Raw genomic sequence first — 23,901 nt, forward strand, 5'->3', positions numbered from 1 at the left:
GAACATAATATTTGGAGAAAAACCATGTCAAAATTACAACACCTACAACAACTGGCCGAAACCCGGCGCTCAATTTATGCCTTAAGCAAGCAGTTACCTGTGGCTAAGGAAGAAATTGTTAACCTGGTTGAACATACGCTGTTACACACACCATCGGCATTTAATTCACAATCAACACGTATCATCGTTTTGTTTGGTGATGACCATGAAAAACTGTGGCAAATCACCGAAGACACCTTGCGCGGTATCGTCAATGATGATGAGAAATTCAAACCCACTCAACAAAAAATTGAGGGCTTTAAAGCCGGTGCCGGCAGCATTCTATTCTTTGAAGATGACAGCGTGGTGAAGGGCTTACAAGAAAACTTTGCCCTGTATGCCGATAAATTCCCCGACTGGTCACACCACACCAGCGGTATGCACCAGTATGTCATCTGGACGAAGTTAGCCGCCTTGAATATTGGCGCCAACTTACAGCACTACAATCCGGTCATCGATGACCAGGTGGCAAAAACCTGGAACGTCGATAAAGACTGGCACCTGATTGCGCAAATGGTCTTCGGCGGCATCGAGCAACCCGCCGGCGATAAATCATTCGAACCGATTGAAAAACGCTTAAAAGTGCATGGTTAATGTGACATCGGTAAAGCCTTGCGGTTGCATCATGCAATCGCAGGGTTTTTTCCGTTAGTTAAGCATAACCCACAACACCCATAATTGATCAGACCGTGTTATTCCACCGTAACGGATTTAGCTAGATTTCTGGGTTGATCGACATCGGTGCCGCGCAATACCGCCACATGGTAACTGAGTAACTGTAGGGGCACATTAAAGACAATCGGTGAGGTGAAAGAGCCGCTGGCTTCCATTTCGATCAGATAAGGTACGCGGTCTTTTAAACCGTGTTGGCTTTTGTGATCGACAAAGACATACAGTTCACCACCGCGGGCTCGGACTTCTTCAATGTTGGATTCGAGTTTTTCTAACAACTCATCATTAGGGCACACTGCAATCACCGGCATTTTATCATCCACCAGCGCCAATGGACCGTGTTTAAGCTCACCGGCGGGGTAACCTTCGGCATGGATATAAGAAATTTCTTTGAGCTTTAAGGCGCCTTCTAAAGCGATTGGATAATGCACGCCGCGGCCTAAAAACAGGGCATGATCGCGTTGTACGATTTGTTCAGCAAACACCTTAATCTGATTATTGAGCAATAACGATTGGTTAATAATGCCCGGCAGGGTGCGTAATTGTTTGGCTAAGTTCTTGCGCACTTTGATATCCACATCGCGAAGTTCTGCCAATTTTAAGGTTAACAAAGCCATTACGGCCAATTGTGTGGTCAGGGCTTTGGTCGATGCGACGCCAATTTCCGGTCCGGCATGGGTCAAAATACATTCATCACTTTCCCGGTCCAGGGTCGAATTGGCGACATTGCACACCGCAAAGGTGGCCAGATAACCGGCTTTTTTAGCAAACCGCAACGCCGCCAAAGAATCGGCGGTTTCACCGGATTGTGAAATCGTCAAAAATAAGGTGTTCGCCGGAATCACCGGTTTGCGATAACGGTACTCGCTGGCAATCTCGACTTGTGTTGGGATTTGAGTAATGGCTTCCAGCCAATAACGCGCCACCATACCGGCATGATACGAGGTACCGCAGGCAACAATATGAATCTGTTTGGTTTGGCTGAGAATCTCTCTGGCATCAGCACCGATAAAATCATCAGCGATGGCGTCATTAAACAAACGATCGGCAATGGTGTTGGCCACGGCAATTGGCTGTTCATGAATTTCTTTCAGCATATAATGGGCATAGCCATCCTTGGTCAGGGCTTCCGATGACAAGGTCACGGTTTTTAATTCACGTTCAACCGCCTGCCCCGATTCATCATAGATATCGCAGCTTTCGGCGGTAATTTCCACCACATCGCCTTCTTCTAAGTAATAAAACCGGTCGGTCTGGCTGACCAAAGCCTGGACATCACTGGCCACATAATTGGCCTGCTCACCAACACCCACCACCAGCGGACTGCCTTTGCGGGCGGCAATCACACGGCCGGGATCCGACATACATACAATGGCCACCGCGTAGGCGCCTTCTAATTCGCGCAAGGCTTTATGACTGGCGGCAGAAAAACTCATGTCTTGCGCCTGATAATAATGAATCAGATGCACCAATGTTTCGGTGTCTGTTTCAGACTTAAACTGATAGCCGGCCGCGGTTAATTTTTCCCGTAATGGCCGGTAGTTTTCAATAATGCCATTGTGTACCACGGCAATGGCATTGTCTGAGTCATGGGGGTGGGCGTTGGCTGACGTGGGCTCGCCATGGGTGGCCCATCGGGTGTGACCAATACCAACCTCACCATTAACCGGATTGGCTTCCAAATCGGCTTGTAAATGCTTGAGTTTACCGGCTTGTTTGCGAATGGCGATGCCCGAATCGGTAATAACTGCGATGCCGGCAGAATCATAACCCCGATATTCCAGGGTTTTCAGACCATTCATGATGACATCAACAATCGGCCTTTTGGCACTTACTGCAACAATTCCACACATATTATTTCTTACTCGGTTTTTGCCAGTCGGCGACGCTGCGCTGGCGGCTTCTGGATAAAGTTAATCGACCCGCCGGGGCGTCTTTGGTGATGGTCGAACCGGCGCCAATGGTGGCATCTTTACCAATGCTCACCGGTGCCACCAACTGACTGTCTGAGCCAATAAAGGCGCCATCTTGAATCACGGTGGTGAATTTATTCACACCATCATAGTTACAGGTGATGGTACCGGCACCAATATTTACATGATTACCAATAACGGCATCACCCAAATAACTTAAATGACTGGCTTTAGAATTTTCACCGACCTTGGTTTTTTTCATTTCCACAAAGTTGCCGACCTTAGCGCCTTGCGCCAGTTCTGTTCCGGGTCGCAAACGGGCAAACGGGCCAATGGTACAGGCACCGGTGGTTTTCACGCCGGCTAACATCGAATGCGGTTCCACCACGGTACCGGCGGCCAAATCACAATCCTCAAGCACCGAAAAGGCACCGATTTGAACACCCTCAGCCAAACGATTCTCGCCCACAAATAAGGTGTTTTTATCGACCACCACATCACGACCGCACTGTAATTGACCACGGATATCGACAGTCTCCGGTCGCGGCATCCGCACCCCTTCCTGCAGTAACTTCTGCACCAGGCGTCGCTGGAAAATTGCTTCCAGTTCGGCCAGTTGCTGCATGTCATTGGCACCTTTCACAATGTCGGCTTGTTCGGCTTGCACTGCCCGAAATGGACGGCCCTCATCAGCCGCCATGGCAATCACATCGGTCAGGTAATACTCATTCTGACTGTTGCTATTATTGAGTTGTTGTAACCAACGGTTTAAATCAGCCGCCGGCGTTTTAATAATCCCCGAATTAACTTCCTGAATGCCTAACTGATCTTCATTGGCGTCTTTTTGTTCGACAATGGCGGTAATTTTGCCATCCTGATTAATAATCCGGCCATAACCCGTTGGGTCATCCAAATCTGCCGTCAGAACACACGCTTCGGACTGCATCGTTTGCAAATCCTCAGCCTCCACCAAGGGCGCATCGCCATACAGAACCAGCACTGATTCATTCTTTTGAACAAACGACATCGCCTGCTGCACCGCATGACCGGTGCCCAATTGCTCCGTTTGCTCAGCCCAATTAAGCGACTCATTCGCCAGTGCTTGTTTCAGGCTGTCCTTTTGATGACCACAGACCACAGTTATTTGTGCCGGCTTTAACGCTTGCGCGGTTCTCAGGACATGCACAATCATCGGCTGCCCGGCCAATTCGTGCAAGACCTTAAGTTTGTCCGAATGCATCCGGGTACCGGCACCGGCGGCCAGGATAATAATATGAAGATTAGGTTTGGTCATGAAAGCAGTTTTAACCCACAGGATTGATTGCCTGAAATGATAATCGAGCTATTATAAGTTATTTCGGACAAAATTAAAAAAAGCCCAACACCATCACCCAGAAATGCGAACATTGGAGTGCTGCTCAGCAGCACGACCCGCCGAGCCGGTTAGGCCAGGTAAATGAAGTCATGCGGTTTCGCCGCAGGCGAAGAAGCGTGACGGAATGTCCGTTAAGGCCGTGAGCGAGCGGCGGCTTCCGCGTCCTGCTCTCGCCACGGACCTACGTCCTGTAGGCCACTATTTGTCGGGAACAAAAGTGAATGAAATCCCAAGAACACACCTTTATTATCTGTATTATTTAGCGGCTTACATCAGGACTTTATCCATGGATTAAGTAGCTCAACACCCATGTGTGTAAAATCATCGGTATTTCTGGTGACCACCGTCATTTTATGGGTCAACGCCGTGGCTGCAATCAAGGCATCACGATCTGACCTGGGATCCGGAACATGCAAATTAGCACAACATAATGCAACTGAAGTATCGATTGGAATAATCCGGCTTTGAAAAGCAGGTAATACATAATCATCTAGCCAGATGCGCAGCATAGCGCCTTGTTTTTTATCTCGCCTTTCAATCAACTTCACACCAGTTTCCAGTTCCAAGACCGTTATCACGGACAAGAACAAACCGGCTGTCGGCACTTTTTGACCCCATTGAACGACATTTTTATTGGCTTTCCCGGATTTCGCTTTTCTCAGTTCTGAAATAACATTGGTGTCTAATAAATACATCAACTCAAATCCGCCGGTCTGAACAATTCTTTATCCAGCTTGGGTGGATTAAATTCAACCGCTTCCGCATCCGGCATCGCCAACAAATCAACAATACTGCGTTTATTGCCCGTTAATTTTTGATATTCTTCAATTGTTAACAGCACATGCGAAGCCCGGCCCCGATCTGTAATAAATACCGGCCCATTGCGTGAATCGCGTTTCGCTTTACTCACATCTTGATTAAATTCTCTGCTTGATAAGGTTGTTCTGCTCATTATTTTTCTCAAAAATTGCTTGTAGGTACGTTTCTACATATTGTATTGCTTTTTAATTTATTTTCAAGACTTATGCTTTGGCAGATTTATAAAGATGAGGGTATTTGTGAGATTTTAGATAATGAATGGGTGCCATGATTTAATGAGCAAGTAATGTGCCAGTATTTTAAAAATTGTTATTCAAACGCAATGTGTTCCACATTACTATCGCCACCAAAAATAATACAAAACTCATTCCAAAAAGTAGTGAGAAAAACACATAAGATTCAAATTCGTACTGAACGAATAAAAGAAACAGGTGCAATAGGGTCACAATAACACCAGACGTAATAACCCAAAACTTTCTACTGACAGTAACATTTTTTGAGAGAATCTGACTTAAAATTGCTCCGGCACTTACAGCAAGACCAAAAACGTAGTGAACAATAAATGACACAAGCCAAACACCGTTATTACCAACATCTGAAGCTAAACCCTCCCATGTGGGTAATAACCTGTTAACCATCATGCCAATAATAAGGGTTGCAAAGAAACTACAAAGAAATGCATCTAAAATCTTATTTATCATCTATTTATTTTTAGGATAATAAGGCTTACCCATTAATTTTAAGATATAAGAATATTCTCCAGTCAAAACCGGTCTTATAAACGCTGACATTAATATGATATCTATCATCAGCAATATTACTATTTCCAACCGATTAAATCTTTCATGATTAAAAACAATATCTCCAAAGGCATAAATAAGACATGTGAGTACGATGGCACATAAAATTCTTAGCGTTTTAGTGGCTTTTTGTGTTTTATTATTTTTCATTTCCGAGTCGAACGCGTAAATTGACTATTTTAAATGTACTATGATACCACTTCGGAAATAAGCACAACAAAAAAAGCCGAACCACGTTTGTGATTCGGCTTTAGTCTTCTTAGGTCAGTGGTTATTGAAAAACCTGGTCAATATTGATGATTTCAACTTCATCAAGCTTTAACGGATAATCCTGGATGACACTGTCTTCTTCCAGTAAGTCATTGGGTTTTTCCGAGTTGTATTCCATCGGTGAACTTTGTTCGCTGGTTAAGCGCTGTTTTAAGTTTTCAGCATCTTTGGCGATAAAGACGAATTGGATATCGTCCGTCTGCAGGTGCTTTTTGATGATGGCGTTGACATCAGCCAGCGTCAGCTCGGCCAGGCCGTTTTTAACCATCTCAACAAAGTCATCGGTGCCGTAAAACTGGCTGTCCATATGGTAGCCGAGCACGCGGTCCTGGCCTTTTAATAACAGGCCGGCGTATTTACTTAAGAAAGACCGGGTGGCTTCAAATTGTTCCTGCGTTAAACCGTTATCAATCAGGTTTTGCAGCTCATACATGGCCACGCGGGTGGCAAAGTGCGCATCCTGATTCGAACGCAAAGGACGAATCCATACCTGGAAGATTTGCTCTGAACGGCCTAAGTTGGCATTTGGCTGGGTGCGGTACATGCCGCGCGGGAAGTATTCGATGTAAGCATAGTCACCATAGTTCATACCGCGGGCTTCACGGATGCGTTGGTAGAGGAAACTGTTGGAATTTCTGTGCTCGCCCAGGAATGAACGCACCAGCCATAAACCGACCCAGTCTTCATGGGCGCGATTCACGTCAATCGGGAAACCAAAGGACACCGCGGTGGGCATGGTTTGTTTTTGTACGATTAAGGCCTGGCGACCGTTAAGCTCGGGCGCTTCCGGGATATTGACCTGTTCAGCCCCTTTCATGGGTAACTCGGCGGTTAATTGCGCAATTAATTCTTGTTTCAAATCATCGCTTAAATGGCCTGTTATGCCGACGTTTAAATTATTCTGGGTTAATTGCTGTTGATAAAAACCTTTCACATCATCCAGCGTTATGCTTTCGAGGTCACTGACATGGCCTAAATTCAGGCTGCCGTAGGGGTGGCCTTCATACAATTGCTCGTACAGCACTTCTTTACCCAGTTCTTCGTCATTATTCTGCTTAAGGTCGGTCTGGATGCTGTTAATTTGCCGGGTTTTGAGGCGTTTAAAATCATCTTCTCTGAAACCGGGATTCAATAAACTATCCATCACCAGATCCATCCATTCACCCGCTTTGTCTTTATGCACACGGCCGGACAGTGAAATCATTTCTTTGTCCACCTGGGCGCCAAAATAAGCCGCCATGGGGCGCATGGCTTTTTGGATTTCTTTGATGCTGCGGCTTTCAGATCCACCGTCGGTAATCATGGCGGCGGTTAACTGTGCCAGGCCTTTTTTACCTTCTGGGTCTTGTGCGGCACCGGTGTTGAATAAAAAGTTAATATCGACAATATCGCTGTTGTTGCGCATATCGGTGACTTGAAAACCCGGTTCTTTAGGCTGATTGGCTTTGGCCACTTGCTCGGCCAGACTGAAATCTTTATCCAGGTTAGCAATTTCTTCGGCCTGCGCCAGCGTCACCATAATGCGACCGTCATCGACCAGATATTCGTTGGCGGCCCACTGCACATCGTCGGCGGTGATTTCATCTAAACGGGCATATTGCTGGTTAACGGTTTCGGGGTTGCGGTCATACTGCACCACCGCAGCCAGCATATCGCCAATGGCTTCTGAATTATCGAGGCTGTTGGCAAAGCCATAACGCGCCGCAGATTTAATATCGGCCAGCTCTTCACTGTCCACTTGTTCGGTACGGGCACGAACAATGGTGTCGATTAGGGCTTGTTTAACTGCGGGATAGTTATCCTGACTGGTTAAGCGGGCTAATATATAGATTAAACCCGGGTCTTTACTGTCAGGACTGTAAAAGAACAAACTATCGGCCAATTGCTTATTAACAACCAATTCCTGGTAGACATCTGAATTCTGGCCGAAGTAAATTTGACCCAGCATATCAAGCGCAGCTTTGTCTTTTTTCATGGGATCGGCATCGGTACCACGGAATACCAAACCAAACATCGGCAGGGTTTGTGATGGCCATTCAATGTGGTGGTACTGACTGCCTTTAGCCGGTGGTTCAACCGGAATATCGACCGTGTAATTACCTTCTTCCCAGTCACCAAAATACTGCTGAATCCAGTCATGGGTCTGCTCAACATCCACATCGCCGACCACAATCACGGCGGCTTTTTCGGGGCGGTACCAGCGGTCAAAAAAAGTTAAGGCATAGTCCATTTGATTGGGCATGTCTTCGATGTCTTCCAGAAAGCCCATGGTGGTATGGCGATAAGTGTGTTCCTGATAGGCATTTTTACGCACCGTTTCGAACAATTTACTGAACGGATTGGCGCTGTTTTTCAGGTACTCGCCTTTGACCGCCAGTGCTTCAGTGCGAAATTGAGCCTCTGAAAATTTCAGGTTTTTAAAGCGATCGGCTTCCAGTTCCAGCATTTTTTCCAGGTCATCTTTCACAAAAGTGACGTGGTAGTTGGTGTAATCATCTGTGGTGTAGGCGTTCTGATCGGCACCCATTTCTTTGAGCATGGCACCGTATTCTTCCTGAGAATAGTTTTCAGTACCACGGAACATCATGTGCTCAAAAAAGTGGGCAAAGCCGGATTTGCCGGGTTCCACTTCATTGCGTGAACCGGTTTGCACCGGAATCTGTAAAGAGACCACTTCGGGATAATCGGTTTTAACAACAATGGCTTTCAGGCCATTATCCAAAGTCCGCATATCGTAATCCTGGTTAAAGACACGATCATCCTGGTTTTTGCGCGTTTCTGCGTTTGCCTGTTTATTAACCGGCTGACTGGCACAACTGACCAATAGGGCTGTGAATAAGAGCAGTGCCATTTTGTGAATTTTGGGTTGCATGTTAATTCCTCACTGATGGGTGGCTTAAAAGAAACCAATTTTAAAATGTGTATGATTATAAAGGGTTGCGGGTCTTTTGGACTGTGTCAAAAGTACTATTCTGGGCTGATTTGACTTTGCGGACAGGTTTTCATTTCCGTGGTTATCTGATCTGATATATTTTCCACTAAAATAAAAGCCCAAACTGTTAAGCCCAATAGCACAATAATAACGATCAAAAATCCGATGGGTCGTAAAAGGGCTCGATTGCCATAGCGATATCGGGTTGGCTTCATGACCTTTTCGTTCGGCAATGGTGTTTGTTTTAACCGCCAAACCCGCCAACTTTTTGGTCCTTCGAAAACCAATAAAAATATAACCAACAACAAGGGTGCCGCCACAAACATTAATAGCATAACGGCAGATAATCCGTTAATTCCGAAGATTGTTTGGCAATGCGCTGTGGGCAGAAATGAATTAAGCCAGGGCAATAAGCGGGTTATCATCAGCAACGCCAGTAGTCCGGTCACTACTAAGGCCCACAGTAACAGACGCCACCGTTCACGACGGCTGTATAACGGCGCAAATTGAGGTCTCACTGAATCATCCTGCATGCGCTAAAACACCCAGGCAATCATCAACCAGAAGATTAAATAAAATAGAAAGAACCCAGCCAACATATATTGCAGTTCGCCTAACAAACCGTCACCGGCGGCCACCGCAAAGATAATCAACAAAATGGCGGTCACAAAAAAGGCAATAATGGCGGCATCTTTTAAGCCCAGACCCGGTGCCATCGCTTCAGCTAATGACGGTAGCATTAACAACCCGGCAATCACCACTAAACTGACAATACCCACTAAAGCCAGGGCGATTTTACGGGATTCATTTTTTTGTTGTTGGTCTGTTTCTCCCACCATGATTATTGCTCCGCTGATCTGTGTTTAACCAATTCACGCACCCGATTGGGTTCCGGCATCCCGGCGGCCACCACTTCGGGGTTATCTCCGGCGGTAAATATTTCGATTTGACCGACACCAAAGATGCGGTTAAAAAAACTCTGTGAGACCCGAATGGTGCGAATGCTGTCGATATTAATCTCTGAATGTTCTTTACTGAGTAAGCCTTTTTCCAGCACGATGTCGTGTTCGGTGACGGTGAGTTTTAAGGCTTTGGTTTTTAAATACCACACCAATAGAATAATGATGCCAAGGCCAAAAGCCGCAATCAATATCACTGAAGCAATAAAGCCTAAGGGATTATTTTTAAACATCACCGGATTTTCTGAGTACAGAACACGCATGGATATATCCACATAAAAGAAATTATTTTAGCATTTCACTGCCATGAAACCAACGTGTCCAAAGTCATAGACTATCTTCTTGGCACATAGGCTAAATTTTTATGCCAGAAATCAATGACATAGTTGATGCGTGGTCGCATCAGTTCACGGTATGCCGGTAATTCACTTAAATGCACCCAACGGCATTCAATAATACCTTCTTCAATTTGCGGTGATAAATCATCGTCTCGGCCCTGGTAATGCATCATGAACCAATGGGTTTTTTTGAGGTATTCCACCTGCTGGTGGGTGGTGGTGTGCCAGGTGCTGACCAGTTTGCCACGGATGTGTAATTTATCCAGCAACAAACCGGTTTCTTCACTGACTTCACGGCGGGCACAGAATTCAGTGGATTGGTCCGCTTCCAGACGACCTTTGGCCATGTCCCATTTACCGCGTTTAAACATCAGTAAAATATGCTGGTCATCATTACACACCAGGCCACCGGCTGATTCCACCACCGGTTTATTGATGGTGTCGATTAAATTATGCGTCATTTTGTTGGTCCATTATTTTTTGTTGACGTTTACGGGCTTTAAGCACTGCGTACTGTCTGAAACTTAGATTATTAAAACGCACGCCATCCAGTTTGATACTAAAAGTTGTTTTACTTTCTTCGCCGCTTAAGGGCACAAAACTACCGTCTCCGAGTAATTGCACAAGATATAACATGGCGGTCAGACGTGTGGCCCGTTTTTCATCGGCGTTAATCACCACCCAGGGCGATCGACGCGAGGAGGTGTGGTTAAACATCTGCTCTTTAAAATGGGTAAAGGTTTCCCAGCGTTCTCTGGCATGCAAATCATTTTCAGAGAACTTCCAGAAAGTCAACGGATCACTTAAACGGTCTTCAAAACGGTATAACTGACTGTCACTGGTTATGGATAAATAAAATTTAACCAGCATCAGGCCGTTTTCTTGCTGTTTATGCTCCCAGTCCAGCACTTTTTTCATGAAATACTTGTACTGGGCTTCATTGCAATAGCCCATGGTGGGTTCAATCAGCGCACGGTTGTACCAGGATCGGTCAAAAAAAGCGATTTCACCGGGTTTAGGCAGTTCCCGCTCATAACGGCGAAACCAGTATTTTCGATCCACCGAGTTGGGAATCCCCAGGGCCACGATTTTATAATGTCGCGGCATCAGATTTTCGACAAAGCGTTTAATGGTGGAGCCTTTACCGGCGGCATCCCGGCCTTCAAAAACCACCGCAAGACGTTGTTCCTCTTTGACCACTTTCTGCTGGATTTTTAACAGTTCAACCTGCAAACGACGCTTTTCCACATGGTAGCTTTCTTTATCGATACCTGCATAGGGCGTGTCGATTTTCTTGACATCTTTCATGTCAGCCCACCTCAGTGACTGTGATGGTCCGTTTCAGTTAAGCCCCGGTACAGCTGTTTCACCATGCGTTCAGTGGTGATAAAGTTCCAGTTCCAGTTATGATGATAATCAGCCAATGGATTGGCATCAACAGTGGCCGCCTCATCAAGACCCTGATCGATTAACAGCTGAATTTTATCGCGGCTGTCTTTGAGCATTTTAATGGCTTTTTGCAGCGCGTCTTTATCCGCCAACTCACCATGTCCCGGGATAATTTTTGTATTATTATCGGCCATGCCCTCGATGGTTTCTAAGGCCGCAATCATGCCCGCCACAGAACCGCCTGAATCAATGTCGATAAACGGAAACCGGCCGTTAAAAAACACATCACCGGTGTGTATTACATTGGCGCGGGTGAAATGGATTACCGAATCGCCGTCAGTGTGGGCATGCGGTACATGCACGACCCGCATCGGTTGTTCATTAAAATAGAGGTTTATAGCCTGTTCAAAAGTGATCACCGGTAAATTTTCTTGTGGTGTCGGTTTCATTTCATTGCCGTCGGTAATGCCTTTTTGGATTAGTCGTTTGCGCACATTTTCGTGGGCGACCACATGGGCACCGCTTTTGTGCATGGCGGCATTGTTGCCGGTGTGATCCGCATGTAAATGGGTATTCAGGACATAATCTACAGGACGATCGGTCACGGCTTTAATTGAAGATTGCATATTATCAAGTAACTGCGGCATCGAATCATCAATCAACACCACCGCTTCTTTACCCACCATCACACCCAGATTACCCCCGGTAAAACCATTTTTTCCTGACAACATATAAAGACCACTTGCCACTTCCTGTGTTTTGAATTCTACTTTTTGTGGCGCTTCCTGTGCCTGCACTGACAGAGTAAAACCGGACAACAGCATCATAAATAAACGTTTAATCATCTCAAATATCCCACTCTCAAAAATTCAAAATAACGATATTACCATGAAAATGATGGCATATCGATAAGCCACAGGATGTGAATATTACCCGGCAGAAGGTATGGAAAATAACTTCAAACCGACAATACCGATAATAATCAGCATCAGACATAACAAGCGTACCACATCACGGCTTTCGTCAAATAAAACCATGCCTGCCAGCGCCACCGTCACGGCACCAATGCCTGTCCACACAGCATAAGCGGTGCCAATGGGAATCTCCTTCATGGCCAAGGCCAACAGCCAGACACTGGCAACCATGGCCGCCACAGTAATAACTGAAGGCATGGGTTTAGAAAAGCCCTCAGTGTACTTCAGACCCACGGCCCAAACACATTCAAAGATGCCGGCCACCAGTAAATAAATCCACGCCATAATTTAGTTTCCACGAGTCAAATTCGGTATTCAGAATTATATAATGAGACCTCTGCATAAGTCTGGGTTATTGAAAAAATGATTGAAATTCTGAAGTTCAAGGAAGGAAACGCAAGTAAAAGGCCCTTTTTATTTCTTAGGCGGTTTGCCGAAGGCAAGACACCTCCATGGATGGAGGTGTGCTGTGTGAGCCGGGAGCGGAAGCGTACACCTCCATGGATGGAGGTGTGCTGTGTGAGCCGGGAGCGGAAGCGAAACCCCAAGGACATTTCTTTATATTCAATCAGATGCAGTCATTAAAGTTATTTTTTTTAGGTGGGTTGGCGGTTTGTGTCCCTTGACTAATTGCGCTAAACTAAAATGATGAGTGCGTGGTTAGTTATTTTACTGTTAACCTTATTGGCCGGGGTTGCCATACCGATTGGCGGGTCTTTGGCGGCGTTTGAGAACATTCGCCGTAATTGGCTAAAAAACGAGCTTCGTCATGGTGTGATGGCGTTTGGCGGCGGGGCATTATTGGCGGCAGTGGCTTTGGTTTTGGTGCCTGAAGGGAGTAAAGACTTACCGATATGGGCCACAGCGTTAAGTTTTATCCTGGGTGGTCTGGTGTTTATGACTTTGGATATTATTCTGGCCAGAAACCAGACATCTGCCAGTCAACTTGTGGCGATGTTGGCTGATTTTATTCCCGAAGCACTGGCGCTGGGCGCCACCTTTGTGATCGATAAAAAGGTCGCACCGCTGTTGGCCGGGATCATGGCGCTGCAGAACCTGCCTGAAGGTTTCAATGCCTTTCGGGAAATCAAAGCCGCAACGCATTACAGCACCAAGAAAATCATTATCGTTTTTGTGTTAATTGCCTTTATAGGTCCAATCGCCGGATTATCAGGTTATTGGTTTTTAAGTGATTTTCAATCAATCGTGGCAGCCATCATGCTGTTCGCGGCCGGTGGTATAACCTACATTATCTTTCAGGACATCGCGCCACAAGCCAAACTCGAATCTCACTGGGCACCGCCGATATTTGCATTGTTGGGCTTTTTATTGGGCTTGATTGGACAGCAATTAACGGCTTAATATAAAAAATACGATGAAAAATATTAGTAAATCAGAGCCTTATTACTCTTGTTCTGAATTTCAATTAATTCCCATTGAAAAAACAGATTTCGAACAATGGCAAACATTCCGCCAGACTTTGTATCAACCGCAACCAAAAGACCACGAATTTTTCCAACAGGAAATGCATAAAATTGATAAGCATAAAGATTGGTTTGCCGGATTTATTGAGATTAAATGTCAGCATGTGGGTTTTTTTGAACTATCAATAAGAAATGTGGTGGATGGATGTTTAAGAGAACGTGTGGCGTATCTGGAAGGGCTTTATATTCAGCCTCAATGACAGCGTCAGGGTCTGGGGCGTCAAGTGGTCGAAGCTTTGATGCATTGGTGCCGACAACAAGGTTTTACTGAGTTTGCAGTCGATACAGAATGGGATAACAGTGGAGCGCAAGCTTTCTTTAAAGCCCTGGGTATGCAACAAACTTATAAAATTGTGCAATACAAAGCAGAACTACAACGACTTTTGCTCACTATGAAATAGGACAATTCGATTCTTATGACCTTAAATTTAACCGAAGTTGACGGCGTACAAATTCAAACAAATCACAAAGCCAATAGCAAGGCTTTTTTCATGAAAATACAGTCGCAGAGCCGGTTTTGATAAAAGGTGATGTTTTATAACGGTTGAGCTTTTAAGATGTAGTAATGGGTGGCCGTCGTTTTGAAACGGCTCCCAAAGATGATCTGATAAAAACCATGGCGCGTATGGTTAATAGTGATTCAAAGACATTAAGCGTCATCGCTGAAAATAACAAAAATAATGAGGAATATCTATGCCTGTAAACCTGATATTTGTTGATGACGTAAATCATCCGACTGATTAATAAATTCTATATATGTTGGTTTGATGCGAATTTATTTTAATCCTCTGGCACAAAATTTCATTATGGGTAGATGATTATCTTTTTGTTCTGGCCAGTTCTTCTAAATGTGCCGTTATATTCATGCGTTGATGGAAAAACTCCAGAACCTCTAATTGTTTTTTGGTTCGTCTGAATATGATGTAATGACTGCCTTGATGGAAATATAACAGACCTTTGGCTTGCGATTTGTCACTCATTAATTCGTTGCATTCTTTACCATGAGGTGGGTCATTGTTGGCAAGTCGATTTATACATGAAATCAATTCATCTCGATTTTTGAGCGCTTGGGCTTGTCCGAAATGTTTAATGGTCCAGGCAGCAATCTCAACCAAGCTTTTTTCTGCTTGCGGTGTTAAACGCCAGGTTTGCATTTAAGGATTATCTTGTGCAGCGGTGGAAAAAGCCCTTTTAATGGCTTCTTCACCTGAACCCACGGCAAAATCATCAGCTTCAGCCTGACTGATTGAATTCACTATCCGAAGTCTTATTTCTTCCAATTCCATTTTTTGTAGGTCTCGTTTGTGCTTTAAAGTGCGCAAACCTGCGCGCATGACTTCGCTGGCACTTTTATACTCACCATTAACAACCAATTCATTAATCCATTGCTCCCATTCTGAAGTGAGCGCAATATTTTTCGTATGATTTGCTGGCATGGTATTCTCCTTAAAAAAGTAAATTTTTCTATATTTTAAGGCAGGGTGGCTATAATTGCCACCCGCTAAGTCATTTTAATAATTATATCACAATAACCAAAAGGCTTAACAAATCAAACCTCAAACAAATCTGCTTGATGGGTCGTTAAGGGGTTTTGGTATTGAAAGCCGAGGCCCAGTAAGCGCACCGGCTTGCCTTGTCGGTGCCAGGCGGTTTTGATGAGTTCCTGGAAGGTCGTTAAATCAGGCTTGTGACTGATGGATTGGGCGGTGGTGGTTTGGAAATCGTTGAAGCGTACTTTGACGTAGAGGGCTTTGATAAGGAGCGGAACATGGCTTTTTTTCAGGGCGCGTTGATGGCGTTCGAGCAGGGATTCATAGAGCCTGGGGATAACCGCCTGGCAGGCGGTGAGATTGGGCAGGTCATTAACAAAGGTGTCTTCGATGCTGGTGGATTTACGAATGCGTTTGGTTTGCACCGGGCGGTGGTCGATGCCGCGGCAATAGTTAAACAGGGACAGGCCAAAGCGGCCGAAGTGTTGTTGCAGTTCGCTTTCAGTGAGTTGTTGCAAATCGGCGCAGGTATGGAGACCGAGGTTGTGCATCTTCTGGTTGGTGACTGTACCGACGCCGGGTATTTTTTTAACCGGCAAATCACGCATAAAGTCTTCAATATCTTCGGGCCTGATGAGTTTCTGGCCATTGGGTTTGTGCCAGTCACTGGCTATTTTAGCCAGGAATTTATTCGGCGCGATGCCGGCTGAGGCGGTGAGATGGTGTTGTTGTTCAATATCACGGCGAATCGCTTTGGCCATCAAGGTGGCGCTGCCATGGCAATGGTCTGAGTCGGTGACATCTAAAAAGGCTTCATCCAGCGATAAAGGCTGAATAATGTCGGTGTAGTTTTTAAAGATATCGAAGATTTCAGCGGACACCCGGCGGTAAACATCGGAACGCACCGGTTGGATAATCAGATCCGGGCAAAGTTTCAGGGCTTTGGCCATCGGCATGGCCGAATGGATGCCGTATTCGCGGGCTTCATAGGAACAGGTGGCCACCACACCGCGTTTGTGCGGTTGACCACCGACGGCCAGGGCTTTGCCGGCCAGTTCCGGAAAATCACGGACTTCGATGGCGGCATAAAAGCAGTCCATATCGATGTGGATGATTTTACGCAAGGGCTGCATGCTGATCAGAGGCGGGCGTTAACCTCGTTTTTGGGTAACAGACCTTTTAAATCAAAGACCAGCCCATCTTCACGACTGAAGTTTTGGGGTGTATAAGCATCTTCTTTAAAACAATCGTGCGCCACCGCTAAAATGACTAAGTCATAACTGTCAGCCCGGGGGTTTTGTGTGAGTTCGATACCATATTCCTGTTTTAAGTCCGTGGAGTCAGCCCAGGGGTCGCAGATATCAACCCGGGCATGGTAGCGTTCCAGCTGGTCTTTAATTTCAACCACCCGGGTGTTGCGTAGATCCGGGCAGTTTTCTTTAAAGGTCACGCCGAGAATCAGAATACGTGATTTAACGATGTGTTTGGAGTGCAGTGCCATGAGTTTTAAAATGCGCTCAGAGACATAGCTGCTCATATTTTCATTCAGGCGTCGCGCGGTGGTGATTAACTGTGGAAAATAACCGTGTTGTTGAGATTGGTGGATCAGGTAATAGGGATCGACACCAATGCAATGGCCACCAACCAAGCCCGGTTTAAACGGCAGAAAATTCCATTTGGTGCTGGCCGCGGCAATCACATCGAGAACATCAATGTTCATTTCATGAAACATCATCGACAGTTCATTCATAAAGGCGATGTTGATATCCCGTTGGGTGTTTTCAATGGCCTTGGCGGCTTCGGCCACTTCGATGCTTGGCGCTATATGGGTACCGGCGGGGATGATTTTCTGGTAAATGCCGTTAATAAAATCAGCTGTTTCAGAAGTGGAACCAGCCACCACTTTGACAATGGTTTGTAAGGTGTTAACCTTATCACCGGGGTTAATGCGTTCCGGTGAATAGCCCAGATAAAAGTCCTGGTTGAGCTTCAGGCCGCTGGCTTGTTCCAGCGTGTCGGCACAGATACCTTCAGTGGCACCCGGATAGACGGTGGATTCATAAATCACCACATCACCTTGTTTTAACAGGCCGCCGATGGCTTCGCTGGCGGTCAGTAAGGGTGATAAATCCGGGGTGTGATTACTGTCCACCGGTGTGGGCACGGTCATGATATAAACGTTGGCCCGCACCAAATCCTGACAGTTATTGGTTAGTTCTAATGCGCTGTTTTTTAATTGTTCGGCAGTGACTTCTTGGGTGTGGTCCTGGTGTTGTCGTAACGCCCGAATTCGCTTCTCGTTCAGGTCATAACCAATGGTCGGATAATGTTCGGCCAAAGCCATCGCCAACGGCAAACCGACATAACCCAATCCAACCACCGCAATGTGTGTCGATGCTGACATCAGATATCAAAAGCCGGTAATTTTTGCGGCGTCAGTGTTTGACTCAGGCGCACATAATGGGGCAGACCGTCGGCATTAAAGGGTGGAAAGGCTTCGCCTTGAATCAAAGGCTGTAAATAACGGCGACAGGCATCGGTAATACCAAAGCCATCTTCGGTAATAAATTCAGGCGGCAGTTTTTTCTCCACATTGGCCAGGTCTTTCAGTTCTGCGGTGGTGATGTCCCAGGTGTAGGGATCTTCGGTTAAGCGACGAATCACCGGCATCACCGCATTGTGGCCCTCTGCAGCCAGTTCCATGGCACGCTTGCCCACAGCATAGGCTTGTTCTAAATCTGTTTTCGAGGCCAGGTGTCGTGCTGAACGTTGTAGATAATCACTGATGGCATAATGGTATTTAAAACCCAGTTCATCACGCACCATTTGTGCAATCACGGTGGCGACGCCGCCTAATTGGGCATGGCCAAAGGCATCGGTGGTGCCGGCATCGGCCAGGAATTTGCCGTTTTTGTCCTGCACGCCTTCGGACACCACAATGGAACAATAACCGTGATTGTCCACTGACCATTTAACCCGTTCTAAGAACGCGGCCTGATCAAAAGGCACTTCCGGGAATAAGATAATCTGAGGTGGTTCGTCATGGTGTTTACCGGCCAAGCCACCGGCGGCGGCAATCCAGCCGGCATGACGCCCCATCACTTCTAAGATAAAGACTTTGGTGGAGCTTTCTGACATCGATTCGACATCGAGACTGGCTTCCATCACCGAGGTGGCTATGTATTTAGCGGTGGTGCCAAAGCCCGGACAGGTGTCGGTCACGGGAAGATCGTTATCAATGGTTTTCGGCACGCCGATACACATCACATCCAGACCACGCTGGTGAGCCATCTGGGAGACTTTATGGGCGGTGTCCGATGAATCGCCGCCACCGTTATAGAGGAAATAACCAATGTTATGAGCCTCGAACACATCCACCAGACGATCGTATTCACGTTTTTGTGCTTCAGGGTCTTTAAGTTTAAATCGGCAAGAACCAAAGGCACCACCCGGGGTGTGCATTAACGTGGCAATCTCTTCATCACTGTGTTGTGCGGTGTCGATAAGTTCCTCTCTGAGCGCCCCGATAATGCCGTTTTTGGCGCCGAATACAGTACCCACTTCGGGTAGTGAGCGTGCGGTTTGGATGACGCCGCAAGCGGTGGCGTTAATAACGGCGGTGACGCCGCCGGACTGGCAATAAAGGGCATTTTTCTTCGGCATATCGGTATCCTGTCATTATTTTTTTTGTTGAATGATTGACTATCTCAGGTTTGCGGTGTACTGTTAGCGCTTTTCTAACAAACACCTTATTTCCTGGCCATTATTAGGCATTGACGTTGAGAATTTTAACTGAAAATAACCTGACTTGCACCGTTGTATGCAATATCCCCGGATGGTCGGTATAAGGCATAAGAGACAAGACTATGAGAATCGTTTTACTCGGCGCGCCCGGCAGTGGCAAAGGAACCCAAGCTAAATTGATTGTAAAAGAACGCGGTATCCCCCATATTTCGACCGGTGATTTACTGCGACAAGCCATCGCGGACGAAACTGAATTAGGCAAAGCGGCTAAAAAAGTCATGGATGCCGGTGAACTGGTGTCCGATGAAATCGTTTTGGGTATGCTCAAAGACCGCTTAAGCAAAGACGATGCCCAAAAAGGCTTTGTACTGGATGGATTCCCCCGCAACCTTACCCAGGCAGAAATGCTGGAAGATTTGCTGGACGATTTGAATATCGAATTAGACCATGCTTTGCTGATTCAGGTGGATCCCGATGAAGTGGTGGCGCGGATTGCGAAACGGGCTGAGGAAGAAGACCGCAGTGATGACACCGAAGACGTGGTCAGAAATCGCCTCGAAGTATATCGCAAGCAAACCGCACCGGTGGCTGATTTTTATCGCAAACAGGACATTGTGTCAGAAATTCATGGCAGCGGTAGCATCGAACAAGTCCACGACCGTATTCAGGCCGTGCTGAGGTTCTAACCTCCCTTTTTAACCACAAACAATTGCCGGTCTGACTGTTCAATCGGACCGGCCAGACGATGTCCGAAGCGTTCACACCACACCTGAAAATCCAATTCAGCGTGTTTGTCGGTCACCGCAATACACAACTGCTGACCCACAGCAAGCTTTGACATGGCTTGCTTGAGCTTTAAAAGGGGTTGTGGGCACAATAAGCCGGTGGCATCAATGTCTACTTCAGAAAGTTCAGTCATGGGTGCAATTTAGCATGAGGCAAAAAAAAAGACCACAGGGGGTTGTGGTCTTTTTAAATTCAAGAGATTGAGAAAAGGGGGAAAGGGTGTGTGTAAACTCAATCTCTCGACTTAATTTCTATTCTATGTAAAAGCAATAAATAAACTGTGAAGTCCGTCACAAATATAAACTATTTCTGAAATAAAAGCCAAGTTCAGAATCTTTTTTATCGGTATGTAAGCCATGATAAGCTATATAGACCTTTTATTGAGCCTAAAATTATGTATATACAGTGCTGTGCTTTAATTATATTCGGGTTTTTTTCCACTTCACAGGCAGCCAGTCAAGTACAGCCGCTGGCAGAAAATTTAAGTCAATTTATTAACGTTCGAGATTTTACGGCTTATCAAGATGAAGCCTATTTTACGGCACAAGATGTCTCTGAACAACACAGCGTAATCGTTAAGGCCAGATTTGATAAGAATCAATGGCGTCATTTTGAATTGATGCCCTTTAGTGGTCGTTATCGCGATATCGAACCCTTTTTGAGCTCCAATGGCTTACGGCTTTATTTTGCTTCGAACAGGCCGTTGGCGGGTACAGAACAATCCAGTCATTATGATATCTGGTATGTGCAAAGAGACAGCCAAAAATCCAAATGGTCAGCACCGATTCATTTGCCCGGACCGGTTAATACAGAGCACAATGAATTTTATCCGGCGGTGAGTGACAATAATAATCTTTATTTTACGTCTGATCGAAATAAGGAAACGCGCAAAGATGATATTTATATGAGCCGTTGGGTGGATAAACAATACCAGCCAGCTCAAGCATTAAGCGACAATATTAACAGTCCGGGTTATGAGTTTAATGCTTATGTGGCGGCTGATGAATCCTTTTTAATTTATACGGTGTACGCCGCCGATGATGGTCTGGGCAGTGGTGATTTATACATTAGTTACCGGCAAAGCGACGGTGGTTTCAGTCCCAGGGTAAATTTAGGTCCAACTATTAATTCCGATAAAATGGATTATTGCCCCTTTTATGATGCGGATAACGGGCGTCTTGTTTGGACCAGTAAACGCACTGCAATGGGCGATGCTGACTTTGCGGATTTATCATCGTTTGTGAATGCTACTCAACAATACGAAAATGGGCAAAGTCGACTCTACCAAACGACTTTTGAACCACAGCAAAACAACGCTCAAGTGGACATTATTACGAAATGAAACTGGCGTTACTCACCTGTTTTAATCTGCCCGGGGGCGATAAAGACGACAGGCATTTAGTACAAGCCTTTAAACAACGACAAGTGGATATAGAATGGCTAATTTGGAATCAGATTAATGACTCGGTAAAACATAATGTGGCGCTTATTCGTTCGGTTTGGGATTATCATAAAAAACCATCGTCTTTTCTCAAAATCATAAAACGGTTAAGTCAGAAAATGACTGTGCTTAACCCACCGCAGGTTGTGCAATGGAACAGTGAAAAAACGTACCTTAGAGATTTGCAGAAAGCCGGATTGCCTGTGGCAGAAACCCATTGGATTAATCAGCTTCCCAATGCAGAAGAATTTGCGCAGTTATTAAACACGGTCGATACGGATGAGTGGTTTATAAAGCCGGTGATTGGTGCGGATGCTTCAGGAACACTGCGTTTTAAAGCGGACAGAGCTGGTGTAGAAACGGCGATGAGTCATTTACAGCAGCATCTCACACATTCAGGCATGATGTTACAGCCATTCCTACCCTCGGTAGCCGATCAAGGTGAGTTGTCCATCATTTATATGGGTGAACAGTTAACGCACGCCGTTATTAAAAAACCTAAAGCCGGTGATTACCGGGTGCAAGACACCTTTGGTGGTGTCGATTGTGTTTATGAGATTGGGGTGCCTGAACGGATTGTTGCAGATCAATGTATGGCGTATCTATGGCAACGCTTTGAGCCACTTTGTTATGCCCGGTTAGATTTTCTTCGCGATCTAACAGGACAGTGGGTGATTAATGAAGTGGAACTGATTGAACCGTCCTTGTTTTTTCGGCATCAACCCAACGCGGCAGATAGATTGGTTGATGCGGTGTTAAAACAGGCATAAAAAAACCCCGAACTCGGGTCCGGGGTTTTAAACAACATCAGGTTGTTTGGACGCTGATTTACATCATGCCGCCCATACCACCCATGCCGCCCATGCCGCCCATATCAGGTGTGCCTGAATCTTCTTGCGGAACGTCAGCAATCATGCACTCTGTGGTGATCATCAGGGCCGCCACAGAGGCCGCATGCTGTAAGGCACTGCGGGTGACTTTGGCCGGATCCAGGACACCGTCTTCAATCATGTCAACGTATTGGCCGGTGGCGGCATTGTAACCGTAATTGCCTTTGCCGTTTTTCACTTCATTAACAACAACGGAATCTTCTTCAGCACAGTTGCGTACGATTTGACGCAAAGGCTCTTCCATGGTGGTTAAGGTGATGGCGATACCGATGTTCTGGTCTTCGTTGTCACCTTTTAAGCCTTTGATGGATTGCTGGGCACGAATCAGAGCCACACCACCGCCGGGAACAACACCTTCTTCAACCGCTGCACGGGTTGAGTGTAAAGCGTCTTCCACGCGGGCTTTTTTCTCTTTCATTTCAACTTCCGTGGCGGCGCCGACTTTAATCACCGCAACACCACCGGCCAGTTTAGCCACGCGCTCTTGCAGTTTTTCTTTATCGTAGTCGCTGGTGGCGTCTTCGATTTGCTTACGAATCTGGGCCACACGGGCTTCGATTTCTTTGCCGTCACCGGCGCCGTCAATGATGGTGGTGTTGTCTTTGTTGACCTGAATTTTCTTGGCCGAACCCAAATCATCGAGGGTGGCTTTATCCAGTTGCAAGCCGACTTCTTCAGAAATAACAGTGCCACCGGTTAATACGGCGATGTCTTCTAACATGGCCTTACGGCGATCACCGAAGCCTGGGGCTTTCACGGCACAGACTTTTACGGTACCGCGCATGTTATTGACCACCAAAGTGGCCAGCGCTTCCCCTTCAATATCTTCTGCGATGATAAATAATTTCTTACCGGTTTTCGCCACTTCTTCTAAAATCGGCAGCAGTTCACGGATATTGGAGATTTTCTTGTCATGTAATAAGACGTAAGAATCATCCAACTCTGCGGTCATGGTTTCCTGATTGGTCACAAAGTAAGGTGACAAATAACCACGGTCGAATTGCATACCCTCAACCACATCCAGTTCATTTTTCAGACCGGAACCTTCTTCAACAGTGATCACGCCTTCCTGGCCGACTTTGTCCATGGCTTCGGCAATGATTTTACCCACAGACTCATCAGCGTTGGCCGAAATGGTGCCGACTTGCGCAATGGCTTTGGTGTCAGAACAGGGCGTGGCTTGTTTTTTTATCGCTTCAACGGCTTTTTCAACGGCTTTATCGATACCGCGCTTTAAATCCATCGGGTTACGGCCTGCAGCGACGGCTTTTAAGCCTTCACGAACAAACGCCTGAGCCAAAATGGTGGCTGTGGTTGTGCCGTCACCGGCCACATCATTGGTTTGCGAGGCCACTTCTTTGACCATTTGCGCACCCATGTTTTCGAATTTATCTTCTAACTCGATTTCTTTGGCCACAGAAACACCGTCTTTGGTGACATTCGGCGCGCCAAAGCTTTTCTCTAAAACCACGTTACGACCTTTTGGGCCTAAGGTGACTTTAACTGCGTTGGCTAAAAGGTTTACACCACGGGCCATCTTGGCACGGGCGTCTTCTGAAAATTTGATTTCTTTTGCACTCATAATA

Annotated in this window: 29 protein-coding genes; 8 read left to right on the top strand and 21 right to left on the bottom strand. The window is 46.1% G+C overall.

Annotation, left to right across the window (positions count from 1 at the left end):
• Positions 1-24 precede the first annotated feature (24 nt).
• Complete coding sequence (locus IEV16_RS10205) at positions 25-633, top strand: nitroreductase family protein (protein ID WP_188365603.1); 609 nt, start codon at positions 25-27, stop codon at positions 631-633.
• Positions 634-731: 98 nt separating this feature from the next.
• On the opposite strand, the gene glmS is transcribed toward IEV16_RS10205, so the two are convergent.
• The 14 genes from glmS to sugE all read right to left on the bottom strand — a co-directional run bounded on the left by glmS (position 732) and on the right by sugE (position 12,765).
• Complete coding sequence (gene glmS, locus IEV16_RS10210) at positions 732-2,564, bottom strand: glutamine--fructose-6-phosphate transaminase (isomerizing) (protein WP_188365604.1); 1,833 nt, start codon at positions 2,562-2,564, stop codon at positions 732-734.
• Between the two features lies 1 nt (position 2,565).
• Positions 2,566-3,918: a bifunctional UDP-N-acetylglucosamine diphosphorylase/glucosamine-1-phosphate N-acetyltransferase GlmU gene (gene glmU, locus IEV16_RS10215; RefSeq protein WP_188365605.1), complete on the bottom strand. Its 1,353-nt coding sequence runs from the start codon at positions 3,916-3,918 to the stop codon at positions 2,566-2,568.
• Positions 3,919-4,271: 353 nt separating this feature from the next.
• A complete protein-coding gene (locus IEV16_RS10220) occupies positions 4,272-4,694 on the bottom strand; it encodes a type II toxin-antitoxin system VapC family toxin (protein ID WP_188365606.1) in 423 nt (140 codons plus the stop codon).
• Positions 4,694-4,951, bottom strand: coding sequence for a type II toxin-antitoxin system Phd/YefM family antitoxin (locus IEV16_RS10225; RefSeq protein WP_188365607.1), 258 nt, complete (start codon positions 4,949-4,951; stop codon positions 4,694-4,696). Before IEV16_RS10225 ends, IEV16_RS10220 begins: the two co-directional genes overlap by 1 nt.
• Before the next feature lie 166 nt (positions 4,952-5,117).
• Positions 5,118-5,519, bottom strand: coding sequence for a hypothetical protein (locus IEV16_RS10230; protein ID WP_188365608.1), 402 nt, complete (start codon positions 5,517-5,519; stop codon positions 5,118-5,120).
• The gene (locus IEV16_RS10235; protein WP_188365609.1) at positions 5,520-5,768 is read right to left on the bottom strand and encodes a hypothetical protein; all 249 of its coding nucleotides are present in this window, start codon (positions 5,766-5,768) and stop codon (positions 5,520-5,522) included. It abuts the gene before it with no gap.
• A gap of 121 nt (positions 5,769-5,889) precedes the next feature.
• Complete coding sequence (locus IEV16_RS10240; protein WP_188365610.1) at positions 5,890-8,760, bottom strand: M16 family metallopeptidase; 2,871 nt, start codon at positions 8,758-8,760, stop codon at positions 5,890-5,892.
• Between the two features lie 95 nt (positions 8,761-8,855).
• Complete coding sequence (locus IEV16_RS10245; RefSeq protein WP_188365611.1) at positions 8,856-9,338, bottom strand: hypothetical protein; 483 nt, start codon at positions 9,336-9,338, stop codon at positions 8,856-8,858.
• A gap of 18 nt (positions 9,339-9,356) precedes the next feature.
• Entirely contained in the window at positions 9,357-9,659 is a 303-nt protein-coding gene (locus IEV16_RS10250) for a hypothetical protein (RefSeq protein ID WP_188365612.1), read from the bottom strand.
• Positions 9,660-9,661: 2 nt separating this feature from the next.
• Positions 9,662-10,042 carry a PH domain-containing protein gene (locus tag IEV16_RS10255; protein ID WP_188365613.1) on the bottom strand — a complete coding sequence of 127 codons (381 nt, stop codon included), beginning with the start codon at positions 10,040-10,042 and terminating at the stop codon, positions 9,662-9,664.
• A 71-nt stretch (positions 10,043-10,113) separates the two neighbouring features.
• Positions 10,114-10,578, bottom strand: a complete 465-nt coding sequence (locus tag IEV16_RS10260) for an NUDIX hydrolase (protein WP_188365614.1) — start codon at positions 10,576-10,578, stop codon at positions 10,114-10,116.
• A complete protein-coding gene (locus tag IEV16_RS10265; protein ID WP_188365615.1) occupies positions 10,568-11,425 on the bottom strand; it encodes a polyphosphate kinase 2 family protein in 858 nt (285 codons plus the stop codon). Before IEV16_RS10265 ends, IEV16_RS10260 begins: the two co-directional genes overlap by 11 nt.
• An 11-nt stretch (positions 11,426-11,436) precedes the next feature.
• Positions 11,437-12,351 carry an MBL fold metallo-hydrolase gene (locus tag IEV16_RS10270; protein WP_188365616.1) on the bottom strand — a complete coding sequence of 305 codons (915 nt, stop codon included), beginning with the start codon at positions 12,349-12,351 and terminating at the stop codon, positions 11,437-11,439.
• Positions 12,352-12,435: 84 nt separating this feature from the next.
• Positions 12,436-12,765 (bottom strand): quaternary ammonium compound efflux SMR transporter SugE, encoded by a 330-nt coding sequence (sugE, locus tag IEV16_RS10275; protein ID WP_188365617.1) that lies wholly within the window; start codon positions 12,763-12,765, stop codon positions 12,436-12,438.
• A 360-nt stretch (positions 12,766-13,125) separates the two neighbouring features.
• Here sugE and IEV16_RS10280 point away from each other — a divergent pair, with 360 nt between their 5' ends.
• From IEV16_RS10280 to IEV16_RS10295, 4 genes are all read left to right on the top strand, one after another.
• The gene (locus IEV16_RS10280) at positions 13,126-13,842 is read left to right on the top strand and encodes a ZIP family metal transporter (RefSeq protein ID WP_188365618.1); all 717 of its coding nucleotides are present in this window, start codon (positions 13,126-13,128) and stop codon (positions 13,840-13,842) included.
• A gap of 13 nt (positions 13,843-13,855) precedes the next feature.
• Positions 13,856-14,164 (top strand): hypothetical protein, encoded by a 309-nt coding sequence (locus IEV16_RS10285; RefSeq protein ID WP_188365619.1) that lies wholly within the window; start codon positions 13,856-13,858, stop codon positions 14,162-14,164.
• Positions 14,165-14,176: 12 nt separating this feature from the next.
• On the top strand, positions 14,177-14,365 hold the full coding sequence (locus IEV16_RS10290) for a GNAT family N-acetyltransferase (RefSeq protein ID WP_268234414.1): 189 nt from the start codon (positions 14,177-14,179) through the stop codon (positions 14,363-14,365).
• Between the two features lie 164 nt (positions 14,366-14,529).
• Positions 14,530-14,667, top strand: coding sequence for a hypothetical protein (locus IEV16_RS10295; RefSeq protein ID WP_188365621.1), 138 nt, complete (start codon positions 14,530-14,532; stop codon positions 14,665-14,667).
• 115 nt (positions 14,668-14,782) lie between these two features.
• On the opposite strand, the gene IEV16_RS10300 is transcribed toward IEV16_RS10295, so the two are convergent.
• From IEV16_RS10300 to IEV16_RS10320, 5 genes are all read right to left on the bottom strand, one after another.
• Positions 14,783-15,118: a type II toxin-antitoxin system RelE/ParE family toxin gene (locus tag IEV16_RS10300; protein ID WP_188365622.1), complete on the bottom strand. Its 336-nt coding sequence runs from the start codon at positions 15,116-15,118 to the stop codon at positions 14,783-14,785.
• Entirely contained in the window at positions 15,119-15,400 is a 282-nt protein-coding gene (locus IEV16_RS10305; protein WP_188365623.1) for a type II toxin-antitoxin system ParD family antitoxin, read from the bottom strand. It abuts the gene before it with no gap.
• 113 nt (positions 15,401-15,513) lie between these two features.
• Entirely contained in the window at positions 15,514-16,578 is a 1,065-nt protein-coding gene (gene dinB / locus IEV16_RS10310; protein ID WP_443093961.1) for a DNA polymerase IV, read from the bottom strand.
• A 14-nt stretch (positions 16,579-16,592) separates the two neighbouring features.
• On the bottom strand, positions 16,593-17,858 hold the full coding sequence (locus IEV16_RS10315; protein WP_188365625.1) for a nucleotide sugar dehydrogenase: 1,266 nt from the start codon (positions 17,856-17,858) through the stop codon (positions 16,593-16,595).
• Positions 17,858-19,117: a 6-phosphofructokinase gene (locus tag IEV16_RS10320; protein WP_188365626.1), complete on the bottom strand. Its 1,260-nt coding sequence runs from the start codon at positions 19,115-19,117 to the stop codon at positions 17,858-17,860. Before IEV16_RS10320 ends, IEV16_RS10315 begins: the two co-directional genes overlap by 1 nt.
• Before the next feature lie 203 nt (positions 19,118-19,320).
• Between IEV16_RS10320 and IEV16_RS10325 the strand changes: the two genes are divergently transcribed.
• Positions 19,321-19,884, top strand: a complete 564-nt coding sequence (locus IEV16_RS10325) for an adenylate kinase (protein WP_188365627.1) — start codon at positions 19,321-19,323, stop codon at positions 19,882-19,884.
• On the opposite strand, the gene IEV16_RS10330 is transcribed toward IEV16_RS10325, so the two are convergent.
• The gene (locus tag IEV16_RS10330; RefSeq protein ID WP_188365628.1) at positions 19,881-20,117 is read right to left on the bottom strand and encodes a sulfurtransferase TusA family protein; all 237 of its coding nucleotides are present in this window, start codon (positions 20,115-20,117) and stop codon (positions 19,881-19,883) included. The genes IEV16_RS10325 and IEV16_RS10330 overlap by 4 nt on opposite strands.
• Before the next feature lie 261 nt (positions 20,118-20,378).
• Between IEV16_RS10330 and IEV16_RS10335 the strand changes: the two genes are divergently transcribed.
• Both IEV16_RS10335 and IEV16_RS10340 read left to right on the top strand, forming a co-directional pair.
• The gene (locus tag IEV16_RS10335) at positions 20,379-21,326 is read left to right on the top strand and encodes a TolB-like translocation protein (RefSeq protein WP_188365629.1); all 948 of its coding nucleotides are present in this window, start codon (positions 20,379-20,381) and stop codon (positions 21,324-21,326) included.
• Entirely contained in the window at positions 21,323-22,195 is an 873-nt protein-coding gene (locus IEV16_RS10340) for an ATP-grasp domain-containing protein (RefSeq protein WP_188365630.1), read from the top strand. The genes IEV16_RS10335 and IEV16_RS10340 overlap by 4 nt, the downstream gene beginning before the upstream one ends.
• Positions 22,196-22,253: 58 nt before the next feature.
• Here the strand turns inward: IEV16_RS10340 and groL are convergent, their stop codons facing one another.
• Positions 22,254-23,897, bottom strand: a complete 1,644-nt coding sequence (gene groL / locus IEV16_RS10345; protein ID WP_188365631.1) for a chaperonin GroEL — start codon at positions 23,895-23,897, stop codon at positions 22,254-22,256.
• Positions 23,898-23,901 lie beyond the last annotated feature (4 nt).

Origin of the sequence: Marinicella pacifica, from assembly GCF_014636635.1 — a bacterium.
GTDB classification, from domain to species: Bacteria; Pseudomonadota; Gammaproteobacteria; order Xanthomonadales; family Marinicellaceae; genus Marinicella; species Marinicella pacifica.

Coding starts and splice junctions, on each gene's coding strand:
- IEV16_RS10235 (WP_188365609.1), bottom strand. CDS start 5,768: ATGAAAAATAATAAAACACAAAAAGCCACTAAAACGCTAAGAATTTTA.
- IEV16_RS10240 (WP_188365610.1), bottom strand. CDS start 8,760: ATGCAACCCAAAATTCACAAAATGGCACTGCTCTTATTCACAGCCCTA.
- IEV16_RS10285 (WP_188365619.1), top strand. CDS start 13,856: ATGAAAAATATTAGTAAATCAGAGCCTTATTACTCTTGTTCTGAATTT.
- IEV16_RS10260 (WP_188365614.1), bottom strand. CDS start 10,578: ATGACGCATAATTTAATCGACACCATCAATAAACCGGTGGTGGAATCA.
- IEV16_RS10270 (WP_188365616.1), bottom strand. CDS start 12,351: ATGATTAAACGTTTATTTATGATGCTGTTGTCCGGTTTTACTCTGTCA.
- IEV16_RS10340 (WP_188365630.1), top strand. CDS start 21,323: ATGAAACTGGCGTTACTCACCTGTTTTAATCTGCCCGGGGGCGATAAA.
- IEV16_RS10220 (WP_188365606.1), bottom strand. CDS start 4,694: ATGTATTTATTAGACACCAATGTTATTTCAGAACTGAGAAAAGCGAAA.
- IEV16_RS10250 (WP_188365612.1), bottom strand. CDS start 9,659: ATGGTGGGAGAAACAGACCAACAACAAAAAAATGAATCCCGTAAAATC.
- IEV16_RS10205 (WP_188365603.1), top strand. CDS start 25: ATGTCAAAATTACAACACCTACAACAACTGGCCGAAACCCGGCGCTCA.
- IEV16_RS10330 (WP_188365628.1), bottom strand. CDS start 20,117: ATGACTGAACTTTCTGAAGTAGACATTGATGCCACCGGCTTATTGTGC.
- IEV16_RS10265 (WP_188365615.1), bottom strand. CDS start 11,425: ATGAAAGATGTCAAGAAAATCGACACGCCCTATGCAGGTATCGATAAA.
- IEV16_RS10315 (WP_188365625.1), bottom strand. CDS start 17,858: ATGTCAGCATCGACACACATTGCGGTGGTTGGATTGGGTTATGTCGGT.
- IEV16_RS10300 (WP_188365622.1), bottom strand. CDS start 15,118: ATGCAAACCTGGCGTTTAACACCGCAAGCAGAAAAAAGCTTGGTTGAG.
- glmS (WP_188365604.1), bottom strand. CDS start 2,564: ATGTGTGGAATTGTTGCAGTAAGTGCCAAAAGGCCGATTGTTGATGTC.
- IEV16_RS10230 (WP_188365608.1), bottom strand. CDS start 5,519: ATGATAAATAAGATTTTAGATGCATTTCTTTGTAGTTTCTTTGCAACC.
- glmU (WP_188365605.1), bottom strand. CDS start 3,918: ATGACCAAACCTAATCTTCATATTATTATCCTGGCCGCCGGTGCCGGT.
- IEV16_RS10295 (WP_188365621.1), top strand. CDS start 14,530: ATGGGTGGCCGTCGTTTTGAAACGGCTCCCAAAGATGATCTGATAAAA.
- IEV16_RS10255 (WP_188365613.1), bottom strand. CDS start 10,042: ATGCGTGTTCTGTACTCAGAAAATCCGGTGATGTTTAAAAATAATCCC.
- groL (WP_188365631.1), bottom strand. CDS start 23,897: ATGAGTGCAAAAGAAATCAAATTTTCAGAAGACGCCCGTGCCAAGATG.
- IEV16_RS10325 (WP_188365627.1), top strand. CDS start 19,321: ATGAGAATCGTTTTACTCGGCGCGCCCGGCAGTGGCAAAGGAACCCAA.
- sugE (WP_188365617.1), bottom strand. CDS start 12,765: ATGGCGTGGATTTATTTACTGGTGGCCGGCATCTTTGAATGTGTTTGG.
- IEV16_RS10305 (WP_188365623.1), bottom strand. CDS start 15,400: ATGCCAGCAAATCATACGAAAAATATTGCGCTCACTTCAGAATGGGAG.
- IEV16_RS10335 (WP_188365629.1), top strand. CDS start 20,379: ATGTATATACAGTGCTGTGCTTTAATTATATTCGGGTTTTTTTCCACT.
- IEV16_RS10225 (WP_188365607.1), bottom strand. CDS start 4,951: ATGAGCAGAACAACCTTATCAAGCAGAGAATTTAATCAAGATGTGAGT.
- IEV16_RS10280 (WP_188365618.1), top strand. CDS start 13,126: ATGATGAGTGCGTGGTTAGTTATTTTACTGTTAACCTTATTGGCCGGG.
- IEV16_RS10320 (WP_188365626.1), bottom strand. CDS start 19,117: ATGCCGAAGAAAAATGCCCTTTATTGCCAGTCCGGCGGCGTCACCGCC.